The organism is Saccharothrix mutabilis subsp. mutabilis (assembly GCF_039521145.1).
Taxonomy (GTDB): Bacteria; Actinomycetota; Actinomycetes; order Mycobacteriales; family Pseudonocardiaceae; genus Actinosynnema; species Actinosynnema mutabilis.
In genome coordinates, this window is sequence record NZ_BAAABU010000003.1 from 69,829 (window position 1) to 82,559 (window position 12,731).

Consider the following 12,731-nt stretch of genomic DNA (forward strand, 5'->3'; position numbering starts at 1 on the left):
AGCGGACATGACCGAGATCAGGATGGTCTTCGACACCATCGCCGGCGCGGTGAGCCAGATGCAGAACACCGCGAGCCAGAACATCGACGCGGCGGCCCAGCAGTTCCGCTACGTGCAGGACGCCGTCGGGTCGTACTTCACCGACGCGGCCGGGTCCGAGTTGGACGTCACGCAGGGGATCTGGTCCAAGCATGCCGACCAGCACGACCAGGCCGTTCTTCAGCAGGCTCGGGCCACTGATACCGCCAAGGAGTTGATGCGCGACGCTTTGGAGCAGGCTCGGCGGACCGTCTCTTCTTAGACTTTTCGCTGCGCTGGCTTGACGCTGCGCTGGCTTGGACGCGCTTCGCGCTCTCTGACCTGACGCGCTGACGCGCTCTCAAGATCAAAAGCGCCTCGCCGGCGGGCAGGCCCCCGGGGGTGGGAAGGACCGAGGCCCTTCTTTGGGCTGAACAGCCCAAAGAAGGGCCGCGCTACGCGCGGAGCGCCCAGGTGAGGGGTGTGGGCGCGCAGGGCTGGCGGCACGAGGTGGCGACCGAGCGCGTTGCTGGCGGTGGAGGCCGGGGTGGGGCGGCCGGGCGCACTGCCGGTGGCGGACGAACCAGCCTGGCCCTTGGCGCCGAAGGCGCCGCCGTTTTGGCTATCAGCCACAGGAAGGGCCTCGGTTCGTTCCCCGTACGGCCTGGGCGAAGCCCAACCGCGCTTCAGTCTTCTCCGCAACCACGCTTCACCGGTTGCGGAGAAGACTGAAGGGTGGTTGCCTCCGGCAGGTCGTGCGGGGAACGAACCGACGCCCTTCCCACCCCCGGGGGCCTGCCCGCCGGCGAGGCGCTTTTGATCTTGAGAGCGCGCAGCGCGTCAAGCTTGAGAGCGCGAAGCGCGTCCAAGGAAGCGAAGCGTCAAGAAAACCAAGTTGCCGGGAAGAAGAGAAGCAAAGAAGATGGCGAACGTGCAGCAGTGAGAAGGAGAGCACGGAAGCGGACGGGACGAGAGCCTGTCCTGCTCAGCGTGCCGACCAGCGGAACGGTGACCGATCACCAGTTCCCACAACGCGACGTGAGGTGTTCCGTCGCGTCCTCCTGCGCATCCTTGGAGTTCGCCTCAGCATGTCTGAATTTCGCGCGCCCTCAGAAGCTCACAGCGTCGATCGCAAGGCCCTGTGGGTGGTTCGGGAGTTGCGGTTGCCCACCATCGTCAAGACGTGCATGACGTGTCGGTGCACGCGGCACCATCCCACCGACAAGTTCCGCGTCAACGCCAGCGGCAAGTTGCTCGACGTCTGGATGCTGGTCGGCTGCGAGAAGTGCGACCGGACGACGAAGATCCCGTTGCACGAACGGATCCACGTGCAGGCGTTGGCGCACGACCGGCTGGTCGCCTACGAGAACAACGACCCCGCCATGGTGCGGCGGCTCCTCCACGAGGCGCCCGCAGGCGGGCCCGGTTACCGGCTCGACTGGACCGGCACGTGGGAGCTTGACACCGACATGCCGTTCTACGAGGTCGAACGGAAGGACGCGCCGCCGTTGGAGGTCCTGGTCCGGTTCGAGGTTCCGGCGCCCGTTCGGGTGGAGAACCTGCTCACCGCCGGGCTCAAGCTCAGCCGGTCGGCCGTGCGCGGGATGGTTCGGGCCGGGCGCATCCGGCTGCCCTCGGCGGTGGACGCGAAGGTCCGCGCGGACTTCAGCTTCTTCGTGCTCCCCGACTCACTCGCTCGTCACTAGGAAGGTCTGCTCGGGCGGTTCCGCCACGGCGGGGCGGGCCGGCAGGGGAGCGGCCCAGGCCGGTTGCCACCTCCTGCGCCGGCCCCGCCGGCGGACCACCACCAGCAAGACCACGACCACCACGGCGGCCAGGGCGGTCGCGGCGCCCAACCTCGCCGCGTCGCCCGTGGTCGCCAGCCACGCCGCCTGGTCCAGGGCCGCCTGGTCTGGGGGCGCGGGCACGTGGGGTGGCAGGGCGGCGGGACGGGCCGGGTCCAGGCCGTCGGTGACGGCGCGGTACGGGTCCACCAGGCCCGCGCCGTAAGCGGAGCTGCCGCGACCACCACGGGCCGGGTTCGCCGTGGCCAGGAGTCGTTGTGCCACTTGCGCGGCAGTCAAGTCCGGCCACGCGGAGCGGACCAACGCGGCGGTGGCCGAGACGAACGGGACGGCGAAGCTCGTGCCGTCCACATAGGAATGTCCATCGACTCGGGTGGGAGCCACCACCTGACTTCCCGGGGCCACCAGGTCCACGTACGGGCCGACCTGCGAGCCGGTGAACCGCGCGCCGTCGATGTCGACCGCGCCGACGCCCAGGACACCGTCGTAGCCGGCCGGGAAAGACGGCAGTTCGGTCGTCTCGTCACGCTGGCCGTTGCCGACGGCGGCGACCACCAAGGCGTCCTTGCCCACCGCGTACGCCACGGCCTCGCGCACCACGGCGTTGTCGTCGAACCCCGCCAACGACAGGTTCACGACCTTCGCGCCCATGTCCGCTGCGTACCGGATGCCGTCGGCCAGCACGCGCGGGTCGATGCGCAGGGACTCGCCCCGGTCGCCGACGTCGCGTTCGCTGACCCGGACCGGCAGGATCTCCGCGTCCGGCGCGATGCCGTGGAACCCGATGCCCGGCAACGGGTCCGCGGCGATGACGCCCGCCACGCCGGTGCCGTGGGACACGCAGTCGAACGCCCCCGACCGCTCGCCGCGCACGAAGTCGCGGCCCTCCCGCACCTTGCCGGGACGGGCCAGCTGGGGGTGGTCGGAGTCGACGCCGGAGTCCACGACGGCGACCAGCACTCCCGCGCCCCGGCTGCGCGGCCACACCCGCCGGGGGTCGAGGACCTGTTGCGCCCACGGCTGTTCGCGCACCCGCTGGTGCGCCGGCTCGGCGTTGTGGCACGCGCCGGCGGGTGGCGCCGCGGTCGCGGAGCCGCCGATGACGTGCAGCGCCACCACGGCCAGCACGGCCGTGAGCGCGGGGGTCCGGTGTCGTCTCATCCCGCCCATGGTCGGGCGCGGGGCGCGGCGGGAGCGCCGGCTGTCCGCAAGAGGACAGCCCGTACGGTGGTCGCATGCCGACACGGGTGTGGGTGGGGGTCTCGGTCGCGGTGGTGGCGCTCGTGGCGGCCGTGCTGGTCGGGGTGCGGCTGTCCGAGTCGGAGTTGATCCCCGTCGACGTGGTGTCGGGGGAGGTGACGATCGTCGGGTCGCTGGCCGTCGAGCCCGCCGAACCGCTCCTGGGGAACACGGTGGTCGTCAAGGCCACCATCAGCGCGGACCGGGCGGTGACGCTGGCCAAGGTCGTCGTGCGGGTGAAGGACGACAAGGGCACGGCCCGGGACTTCCCCGCGCTGGAGGACGTCCGGCTGGACACCACGCCCCGCACGGTCGAGGCGCAGCGCCGGTTCGCCTCCCGCGGCACCTTCACCTACTACCTGGCCTACGAGCGGGACGGCGCGTGGGTCAGCCTCCCGCCGTGGCGGCAGTTCACGGTGCGCTGACCGGCAGGCTCAGTTCGAAGATCGCGCCGCCCTCGTCCGCGTTGTAGACCGCCAGCCGGCCGCCGTGCGCCTGCGCGACCCACCGCACGATCGACAACCCCAGCCCGGACGACCCGCCGGTGCTGGAGAACCGGTCGAACGCGTCCTCCGCCAGCGCCGCGTCGATGCCCGGCCCGTGGTCGGCCACGGTGACGGTGCCGCCGGCGACGGTGATGTGCACGATCGCCTCCTCACCCGGCCGCCGCCCGTAGCGCATGGCGTTGTCCAGGAGGTTCCCGATCGCCCGTTGCAGCAGCGCGGGGTCGGCGTCGACCTTGGTCGGCGCGGCGGTGACGGTGACCTGCGCGCCCTCGGTCGGGGTCTCCTCGACCACGCCGACGACCAGCTGGTCCAGCCACACCGGCTGGATGGCGAGCTGCTCGACCCCGGCGGCCAGGCGGGCGCGGACCAGCAGGCCGTCGATGATGCCGCCCATGCGCGCGGCCAGCCGGACCGTGCGGGGCAGCAGGTCGGCGCGTTGGGTCGGGTTGTCCAGGGCGGTCTCGGCCAGCGCGCGCAGGGCCGCGACGGGGGTGCGCAGGTCGTGGGCGGTCTCGGCGAGCAGGACCTCTTGCTGTTGCAGCGCGGCGGCGGCGGGGCGGATGGCCCGGCCGGACAGCACGTGCCCGGCCACGCCCAGCCCGCCGACCAGGACCAGACACCCGCCGACGACGAGCAGCAGCAGCCGGTTGTGCTCGGCCTGGCGCGGCCGGGTGTCCACGACCGCGACCACCGCGCCGATGTACTCGCGGTCGGTGTTGAGCAGCGGTTCCGCCCGCACCCGGACCAGTTCGCCGCCGCTGCCGCGCTGGTAGCCCGCGACGACCCCGCCGCCGCGCACGGCGCTGGTCGCCAACGAGCTGAGCACGGCGTTGTCCACCGGCACGCACACCCGCTTGGACACGTGCGCCTGGAACGCCGGCGCGCCGCCGGGCAGGATCGCGAACTGCGGGCACGACCCGTTCAGCTCGTCCACGTTGACCAGGTGGAAGTTGACCGCCCGGTCGAACACCACGAGTCGGCTCACCGCCGTGGTCACCCGGGCCAGCTCGGCGTCGAGGTCGGCCTCGCCCTGCTCGGCGTCGTCGCGCACCACCCACCAGGCGAACGCGACCAGCGCGATCGTGTTGGTCACGGTGAACACGGCGGTCAGCACCCAGCGCAGCCTGCGCAGCCGGTCGGCCGCCGACCCGGTCACGACGTCCCCAGCAGGTAACCGCGCCCGCGCACGGTGTGGATCAGCTCGGGCTCCTGGAGCTTGCGCCGCAGCCGTTTCACCACGACGTCGACCACGTTCGACATCGGGTCGGTCGCGGAGTCCCAGCAGTGCTCGATCAGCTCCGCCCGCTCCACCGCCAGCCCGGCGCGGGTCAGCAGGTACTCCAGCACGGCGAACTCCTTGTCCGACAGGGTCAGCAGCACCCCGCCGCGCCGCACCTCGCGCCGCGCGCAGTCCATCTCCAGGTCGGCGTGCCGCAGCACCGACGGCCGCGCGCCCGACCGGCGGCACAGGTTGCCCACGCGCGCCGCCAGTTCCGCCACGGAGAACGGTTTGACCAGGTAGTCGTCACCGCCGTGCTCGAACCCGGCGACCCGGTCGGCCAGGGCGTCGCGGGCGGTGAGGAACAGCACGGGCACGCTCCACCCGGCGAGCCGGCGGGCGCGGACGTAGTCGAGGGAGTCGCCGTCGGGCAGCATCCGGTCGAACACGACGCAGGCGAAGTCGGCGGCGCGCAGCACCCGGTCGGCGGCGGCGATGTCCGGGGCGGCGTCCACGCGCAACCCCTCGGCGCGCAGCGCCGCCGACACCGCCACCCGCAGGTCCTCGTCGTCCTCGACGACCATCACCCGTGTCATCGAAACCTCATGTGTGCCGGTGCATGGTTGGCGCGTGGTTCGGCGTTCACGACGTAGCCGCCGGCTCGAACGCTAGTGCGCCGGCGAGCATAAACCACGGGGTCGGCCGGATCTGGCAGGAACCGGACGCGGCCGGTGGCACGTCCACAGTGGACGGTTGGCAGGGGGAGGAGTGCGGAGGTGGCTGTCATGAACACCCGGTTGAGCCTGGTCGGGGGCACGGCGCGGGACGTCGGCGTGGACGCGGTCCTGGCGTCGGCGACCCGTGAGGTGCTGGTGCTGAGCACCGACGGGTCGGTGGGCCTGTTCGGTCGGGTGGACCGGGACAACCTGCGGCGCGGCGTGCGGTACCGGGTGCTGGTGCCGGACTCGGCGCGGCTGTCGGGCGGGGTCGCGGGCCTGGCGGCGGCGGGCGCGGAGGTGCGCACGGAGACGGCGGTGCCGATGGACGCGCTGGTCGTGGACGGGACGACGGCGTTGCTGCCGGGGCCGCGGGCGGGGATGGCGGCGTTCCGGCTGCCGAGCGTGGTGGCGGCGACGACCGCGTTGTTCGACCGGATGTGGCCGGCGGCGGTGCCGCTGGCGCCGGTGGAGGCGGTGGAGCACCGCGAGGCGCTGAGCCCGCGCGAGCGCGACCTGCTGGCGCTGCTGTGGTCGGGGGCGACCGACGACTCGGCGGCGGCGCGGCTGGGGATCTCCGTGCGGACGGTGCGGCGGATGGTGTCGGACATCATGAACCGGCTGGGGGCGCGCAGCCGGTTCCAGGCCGGCGCCAAGGCCGCCGACCGGGGCTGGCTGATGGACCGGGCGAGCTGACTCGTCGGACCCCGGGGTGGTGTCGCCCGCGGGGTCCGCCGCTTGGCGTGCGCACTAACGTGCGTGCGGTGCGGGTGCTGATCACCGAGGACGACGAGAACCTCAGGGTGGCGTTGGAAGGGGCCTTGCGGGGCGCCGGGTTCGCGGTGGACACCGCTGCCGACCTGCCGTTCGCCGACGAGGCGTTGTTCGTCAACTCCTACGACTGCGTGGTGTTCGACCGGATGCTGCCCTCCGGTGACAGCCTGCCGTACGTGCGGGCGCGGCGGGCTCGGGGGTGGTCGGTGCCGGTGTTGTTCCTCACCGCTCGGGACACCGAGGCCGACCGGGTCGCCGGGTTGCGGGTCGGCGGCGGGGACTACCTGGTCAAGCCGTTCGCCATGCCCGAACTGGTCGCGCGCGTGCGGAACCTGTGCCGGGTGGGGCTCGTCGGGCCGCCGTCGGTGTTGCGGTGCGCGGACGTCGAGCTGGACCCCGGGCGGCACCGCGTGACCCGGGGTGGGGTGTTGTTGACGCTGGCGCGCAAGGAGTTCCTCGTGTTGCAGCGGTTGATGGCCACGCCGGGCGTGGCGGTGGCGCGGCAGGACCTGCTGTCGGCGGGGGCCTGGGACGAGGCGGCCGACCCCGCGTCGAACGTCCTCGACGTCGTGATCGCCGCCCTGCGCCGCAAGCTGCACGAGCCGCCGCTGATCCACACTGTGCGCGGCGTCGGGTACCTGATCAGCGGGTGACGCCCAGCGGCAGGGTCGCGGCGAGACCGTCGCGGTGCCGGCCGTCGAGGCGTTCCAGGACGATGCCGCGCTCCCTGGCCAGCCGCGCCACCTGGCCGGCCGCGCCGTCGAGGGCGCGCGGGTCGGCGGCGGCCACCCGGACCACGGCCTCCGGGCCCTGACCCGTCCGGGCCGTCACGGACACCGTCACCGCCGCCTGCGGCACCGCCGTCAACAGCCACCGCAGCAACTGCGGCGCGACGGACGGCGGCAGGCGGTCCCACCCGTCCAGCCGGAACGCGGCCTGCGCCACCGGCCCGCTCCACCACAGCCGCCACTGCTCCCGCACCCGCGTGCGACCGCCGGTGAGGTGCGCCAGCGCGGACACCGTCGCGACCGTCTCGACCTCGGTCAGGGCGTCCACCTCCACGCCGTCGCGGCGCAGCTTGCGGCGGACCCGGCGGACGGCGTTGCCCAGCGCCCGGCGGACGTCGTCCTCGCGGTGCGCCTCGACCGTGCGCAGGGCCTGCAACGCGACCCACACCCGCGGCGGCCGGGAGCGGTCGGTGCCGGCGTGGTGGACGAACCGGACCGCGAACTCCTCGCCGGTGTCCGGGAGCAGGGCTTCGGGGCTCGGGACGGCCCTGGTCAGGTCGCGCCGCGCCGCCGGCCGGAGCACCGCCGTGACGCCGGGGGCGGCGCTGATCAGGAACACCCGCTCGTCGCCGAGGTCGGTCTCGACGCCGGTCGCGCCGGGGACGAGCAGTTCGATCAACGCCCGACCCGGTTGTGGGTGCTCGGGCTCCCGGTGCGGTGAGCGGTGGCGGCGCAGGAACGCCAGGCCCAGCACGGCCCACTCCCACAGCCAGCGGCCACGGCGGCGGACGGCGGTCAGCACGACGACGGCCAACGCCGCGACCACGACCGCGGTGAACACGGGCCACGGCTGGTCGAGCACCGCCATCACCGCGACGACGGCCAGTTGCCAGCAGAGCAGTTGGGGCGGGCGCAGCGGGCCCAGCGCACGGCGGGAGCGCGGGGGCGGGGGAACCGGCGTGACCGGCGGCAGCCCCACCGAGAACGTCCCCCGCGACCGGGACGGGGGTGGAGCCGGTGGCGCCCACGCGGGTGACCAGGGCGGTGGGCTCACGCCGTCGACGTGCACGACGACCGGTCCGTCAACAAGGGGTGGCGCGGGTTGGGGCCCGCCGGGTCTCGTCACAGGTCCGCACTGTCCGCGCCACCGCATGAGGTTTCGATGACAGGGCGGGGGTTCGGCCGGTTCCGGTCATCCGGTCCGATCGTTCACCCACCTGGTGCTACCGTCCCGGATTATGATCCCCATTCGGATGACGGTCGTAATCCCAACCGTTCGGGGAGAGGTTCGGAGAGGCGCCGCGTGACATGAAGACCTCCAGCGTGACGCGCACCCGCGCGATGATCGCCGTGCTGGTGGCGGCCTGTGTCGGGATCGTCGGCGTCGCCGCGGCCGGCCAGCCCCCCGTCGCGCCCGGCCTCCAGTTCTTCCAGGTGGGCCACTGGGTCTACAACGCCGCGTTCCAGACCGCGTTCCACGTAGACGGCTCCACCAACCAGGTCGACGCGCGGGTCGCGCTGCCCGGGGTCGAGCCGGGCGCGCAGGTGGCGCAGGGCGAGCGCTCCGGTTACGTCGTCGAGCGCTCCCGCATCACCGTGTTCGACAAGTCCACGCTCAGCGTCGAGAACGCCCAGACCCCGCCCGCGGCCGAGGTGCCCGTGGTGCTGGAGGTCGCCGGCGGCCCGTACCTGGTCTACCGCAACGCGGGCCAGGTCGTGCGGCTGGGCGACCCGGCCGCGACGGTGCCCGCGGGCGGTCCGGTGTCCGAGCCGGCGGTGACCGGGGACGGCAGCGTGTGGCTGCACCGCGTGGACTCCGGCGCGTTGTGCGAACTGCCCCGCGGGGCCGCCGTGCTGACCTGCCCCGCGCAGGTCGAGCCGGGGCACACCGGCGCGCTGACCGTCGTGGACGACCGCCCCGTGCTGGTGGACACCACCGCGGACGCGCTGCGCACCTTCGACCGGGACGGCTTCGGCCCGTCCGTGCCGCTGGGCGTGGACCTGCCCGCCACCGCCCAGGTCGCGAGCAGCACCGCCGACGGGCGGCTGGCCGTGGTGGACCCGGACCGCGCCCGCCTGCACCTGATCGACACCGCCGGCCTGGACCAGCGCCCGGTCGCCGAACCGGTCGAGGTGGAGCTGCCCGGCAACGGCCGCTACTCCGGCCCGGTGGCGACCGCGCGCGTGATCACCCTGGTCGACCAAGCCCGCAACGAAGTCCTCACCTACGACAGCAAGGGCGCCCGCAAGAGCGTCACGAAGGTGCCCGGCAAGGCCGGCGCGCCCCGCCTCGCGCGCGGCGAGGACGACCGCGTCTACGTGGAGAACCAGGACGGCTCGCAGGTCCTGGTGGTCGACGGCGAGAAGGGCTCGGTGGTCACCGTGGACGTCGGCAAGGCCGCCGACGACCGGTCCGGCGAACGCCCCACCGGGTCCACGACCACCACCCCGTCCACCACCGAGCCGGCCCCGACCACCACCACGACGCCGCCCGTCGACGACCGGAAGGTCACCTCCCGGCTCACCCCGCCGGTCGCCCGGGCCACCGCGCCCGGCGCGCCCGGTGACGTCGGCGCGGAAGCCGGCGACGCGAGCGCCACGGTCCGCTGGGACCCGGCCCCGCCCAACGGCGCGCCGGTCACCGCGTACCACGTGTCGTGGAACGGCGGCGGCACCACGGTCGGCGGCGGCACGCACAGCGCCCGCCTCGAAGGCCTGGCCAACGGCGTGGCGCACGTGTTCACCGTCGTGGCCGAGAACGAGGCCGGGCGCGGGCCGGGCGCCAGTTCCGGCAGCGTCGTGCCGCTGGGCGTGGCGAGCGCGCCGGACGTCACCGCGACGACGACTTTCGGCGGCTCGACGGTCACCTGGACCCAACCGGACCTGCGCGGCGGCACCCTCGTGCACTACCTGGTGCAGCTGCCCGGTCAGCCCGACCGCCAGGTCACCGGCACCACCACCGACTACACCAGCTTCACCGGCGCGCTGGGCAGCCTGGTCACCGTCCGCGCGATCACCCGCTACGGCCCGCCCGGGTCGCCGACCAGCACGGGCCACCCCGGCACCGCCGTCGTGCCGACGCTGATGGGGTTGCCGGTGGTGAAGTTCGTCGGCGTGCGCTGGTCCGGGGCCGGCCGCGCCATCGCGACCGTGGACGTCAACAACAGCGGGTTCCCCACGACGTGCAAGCTGAGCACGTTCAACCTGGAGGGCCGCCCGCCGGTGGAGGTGGCGTGCGGCGGGGTGCAGGAGATCGCCATCGACGTCCCCGGCGTCGACCCGGGCCGCGCGGTGGACCTGACGCTGAACGCGAGCAACGCCAACGGCAACGCGCAGCCGGCCACGTGGCGCGGCGTCCCGGCGGCCGGCGGCGGGGGCGGCGCGCGGCGGTCCGGCACGTCCGGCGGCATGGCCGCGCGGTGACCGGGCGGCGGCACGAGCGGCACGGCCGCGCGGTGACCGGGCAGCGGCACGAGCGGCATGGCTGCCTGCTGAGCCGGCGGTGGCGTGAGCGGCATGGCTGCCCGCTGAGCCGGCGGTGGCGCGAAACGTGTGGCCGGCCGCGAGCGGGCGTGACCGCCGGCCGTCAGGTGGTGGAAGAGACCGCATGAGCGACGTCGGCTGACCAGATTTCGGAAAGGCGAGGAATGACACCCACCCCCGGTGCCGCGTACGACCTGATCGCGGCCAACGTGCAGCTGGTCGTGCGCGGCAAGCCCGAGGTCGTTCGGCTCGCCGTGGCGGCGTTGTTCGCGGAGGGCCACCTGCTGCTGGAGGACGTGCCCGGCGTCGGCAAGACCACCCTCGCGCGGTGCCTCGCGGGCAGCATCGGCGGCTCGTGGCAGCGCATCCAGTTCACCCCGGACCTGCTGCCCGGCGACATCACCGGCGTCATGGTCTACCACCAGGGCGACGAGGGCTTCCGCTTCCACCCCGGCGGCATCTTCGCCAACGTGGTCCTCGCCGACGAGATCAACCGGGGCACGCCCAAGACGCAGGCCGCGCTGCTGGAGGTCATGGAGGAGCGGCGGGTCACCGTCGACTCGGTCCGCCACGACGTGCCGCGGCCGTTCCTCGTGGTGGCCACCCAGAACCCCATCGAGATGGAGGGCACCTACCGGTTGCCGGAGGCCCAGCTCGACCGGTTCCTGATGCGGCTGTCGGTGGGCTACCCCGACCACGACGCCGAGGTGATGGTGGTGCTCGGCGACCGGGCCGGCGTCAGCCCCGACGACCTGCGGCCGGTGCTGGACCTCGCCGGGCTGCAACAGGTGATCGCCGAGGTGCGGCGGTGCCGGGTGGCGCGGGAGATCGTGTCCTACGCGGTGCGCCTGGCCGCCGCGAGCCGCAACCACCCGGCGGTCCGGTTCGGCGTCAGCCCGCGCGGCAGCGTCGCGTTGATCCGGGCCGCGCAGGCGTTGGCGGCCACGCACGGCCGGGACTACGTGGTGCCCGACGACGTGAAGGACGTGGCGCACCCGGTGATGTGCCACCGGCTGGTGCTCACCCCGGACGCGGAGCTGAGCCGGCGGCTGCCCGAGCAGGTCGTGGACGAGCTGCTGGCCGACACCGCCGCGCCCACGGCCGCGATCGGGGGCTGAGGTCGTGCGGCTCACCCGCCGCGGTGTCGTCGTCCTGGTGGCGGCGGTCGGGTTCTTCGCGCTCGGCACGGTCGCCGGGCACGCGTTCTTCCGCGCCCTGGCCGGGGTGGCGGTCGGCGGGTTGCTGGCGGCCGTGGCCACGACGATGGTGCGGCCGAAGGTCGAGGTGGCGCGGACCGTCCACCCGGAGCGGGTGGAGCGCGGCACGCCCGCGCTGGCCACGCTCGTCGTGCGCAACCCGACCCCGCGCCGGTTGGGCGGGTTCACCGGCGGCGACCGCGTGGGGTCGTCGGCGCACGAGATCCGCGTCCGGCCGCTGGCCCCCGGCGCGGAGGCGACCTACCACCACGAGGTGCCCACCGCGTCCCGCGGGCTGCTGCGGGTGGGGCCGTTCCAGGTGCACCGGTTCGACCCGTTCGACCTGGTCCGCGGCCACCCGGCGGTGGGCGGCGCGGCGAGCCTGTGGGTGCACCCGCGGGTCCACGCGGCCCGGCCGCCGCGGGTCGCGCACCCGCGCCACCACCACGACGGGCCGGTGACCGACCCGCCGCTGCGCGGGTCGGCGGACCTGCGGGTGGTGCGCGAGTACGTGCCCGGCGACGAGGTGCGGTTGCTGCACTGGAAGGCGTCGGCGCGGGCCGGGCGGCTGATGGTGCGCGAGCACGTGGACCCGGCGCGGACGCGCTGCACGGTCGTTTTGGACACGCGGCCGACGTCGATGACCGCGGCGCTGTTCGAGGAGGCCGTGGAGGTGGCGGCGTCGCTGGTGTCGGCGGCGGCGTCGGCGGGGCAGCCGTGCGGCTTGGTGACGTGCGGCGCGGAGTTCGCGGTGGAGAGCGGGTTGCGGGCGGCACGGGCGTTGCTGGACCGGTTGTGCGTGGTGGCGCAGGACGCGCCGGCCGGCGCCGCGCTGGTGCGGGCGGCGGCGGTGCGGCCGGGGGGAGCGGTGGTCGTGGTGACCGGGGGCGACGCGGACCTGGGGCCGGTGGCGCGGTGGCGGCCGGACGCGGTGATCCGGTTGGGCGCGCCGCGCGGCGCGGCGGCCGGCGTGATCGGGGCGGGGTCGGCGGCGGAGGCGGTGGCGTCGTGGAACGCCCTGGTGGGCTCGTGAACGCGGATCGCCGT

Annotated in this window: 12 protein-coding genes; 8 read left to right on the top strand and 4 right to left on the bottom strand. The window is 74.2% G+C overall.

Annotation, left to right across the window (positions count from 1 at the left end):
* Window positions 1-7: 7 nt before the first annotated feature.
* A complete protein-coding gene (locus ABD126_RS08035) occupies window positions 8-301 on the top strand; it encodes a hypothetical protein (protein ID WP_343933027.1) in 294 nt (97 codons plus the stop codon).
* An 880-nt stretch (window positions 302-1,181) separates the two neighbouring features.
* Window positions 1,182-1,724 carry a DUF1062 domain-containing protein gene (locus ABD126_RS08040; protein WP_343933029.1) on the top strand — a complete coding sequence of 181 codons (543 nt, stop codon included), beginning with the start codon at window positions 1,182-1,184 and terminating at the stop codon, window positions 1,722-1,724.
* Here the strand turns inward: ABD126_RS08040 and mycP are convergent.
* A complete protein-coding gene (gene mycP, locus ABD126_RS08045) occupies window positions 1,707-2,984 on the bottom strand; it encodes a type VII secretion-associated serine protease mycosin (RefSeq protein WP_343933031.1) in 1,278 nt (425 codons plus the stop codon). The two genes, ABD126_RS08040 and mycP, sit on opposite strands and share 18 nt — an antisense overlap.
* Before the next feature lie 74 nt (window positions 2,985-3,058).
* On the opposite strand from mycP, the gene ABD126_RS08050 reads away from it, so the two are divergent.
* The gene (locus ABD126_RS08050) at window positions 3,059-3,487 is read left to right on the top strand and encodes a hypothetical protein (RefSeq protein WP_343933033.1); all 429 of its coding nucleotides are present in this window, start codon (window positions 3,059-3,061) and stop codon (window positions 3,485-3,487) included.
* Here ABD126_RS08050 and ABD126_RS08055 read toward each other — a convergent pair.
* Both ABD126_RS08055 and ABD126_RS08060 read right to left on the bottom strand, forming a co-directional pair.
* On the bottom strand, window positions 3,474-4,724 hold the full coding sequence (locus ABD126_RS08055; protein ID WP_343933035.1) for a sensor histidine kinase: 1,251 nt from the start codon (window positions 4,722-4,724) through the stop codon (window positions 3,474-3,476). The two genes, ABD126_RS08050 and ABD126_RS08055, sit on opposite strands and share 14 nt — an antisense overlap.
* Entirely contained in the window at window positions 4,721-5,383 is a 663-nt protein-coding gene (locus ABD126_RS08060; RefSeq protein WP_343933037.1) for a response regulator transcription factor, read from the bottom strand. The genes ABD126_RS08055 and ABD126_RS08060 overlap by 4 nt, the downstream gene beginning before the upstream one ends.
* A 189-nt stretch (window positions 5,384-5,572) precedes the next feature.
* Here ABD126_RS08060 and ABD126_RS08065 point away from each other — a divergent pair, with 189 nt between their 5' ends.
* Both ABD126_RS08065 and ABD126_RS08070 read left to right on the top strand, forming a co-directional pair.
* Entirely contained in the window at window positions 5,573-6,199 is a 627-nt protein-coding gene (locus tag ABD126_RS08065; RefSeq protein WP_343933039.1) for a helix-turn-helix transcriptional regulator, read from the top strand.
* Window positions 6,200-6,267: 68 nt separating this feature from the next.
* Entirely contained in the window at window positions 6,268-6,930 is a 663-nt protein-coding gene (locus ABD126_RS08070) for a winged helix-turn-helix domain-containing protein (RefSeq protein WP_343933041.1), read from the top strand.
* On the opposite strand, the gene ABD126_RS08075 is transcribed toward ABD126_RS08070, so the two are convergent.
* Complete coding sequence (locus tag ABD126_RS08075; RefSeq protein WP_343933043.1) at window positions 6,920-7,984, bottom strand: type VII secretion protein EccE; 1,065 nt, start codon at window positions 7,982-7,984, stop codon at window positions 6,920-6,922. The two genes, ABD126_RS08070 and ABD126_RS08075, sit on opposite strands and share 11 nt — an antisense overlap.
* Window positions 7,985-8,313: 329 nt before the next feature.
* On the opposite strand from ABD126_RS08075, the gene ABD126_RS08080 reads away from it, so the two are divergent.
* The 3 genes from ABD126_RS08080 to ABD126_RS08090 all read left to right on the top strand — a co-directional run bounded on the left by ABD126_RS08080 (window position 8,314) and on the right by ABD126_RS08090 (window position 12,717).
* Window positions 8,314-10,428, top strand: a complete 2,115-nt coding sequence (locus ABD126_RS08080) for a fibronectin type III domain-containing protein (RefSeq protein WP_343933045.1) — start codon at window positions 8,314-8,316, stop codon at window positions 10,426-10,428.
* Between the two features lie 224 nt (window positions 10,429-10,652).
* Complete coding sequence (locus ABD126_RS08085) at window positions 10,653-11,606, top strand: AAA family ATPase (RefSeq protein ID WP_343933047.1); 954 nt, start codon at window positions 10,653-10,655, stop codon at window positions 11,604-11,606.
* Between the two features lie 4 nt (window positions 11,607-11,610).
* Window positions 11,611-12,717 (top strand): DUF58 domain-containing protein, encoded by a 1,107-nt coding sequence (locus ABD126_RS08090; protein ID WP_343933049.1) that lies wholly within the window; start codon window positions 11,611-11,613, stop codon window positions 12,715-12,717.
* Window positions 12,718-12,731: the final 14 nt, after the last annotated feature.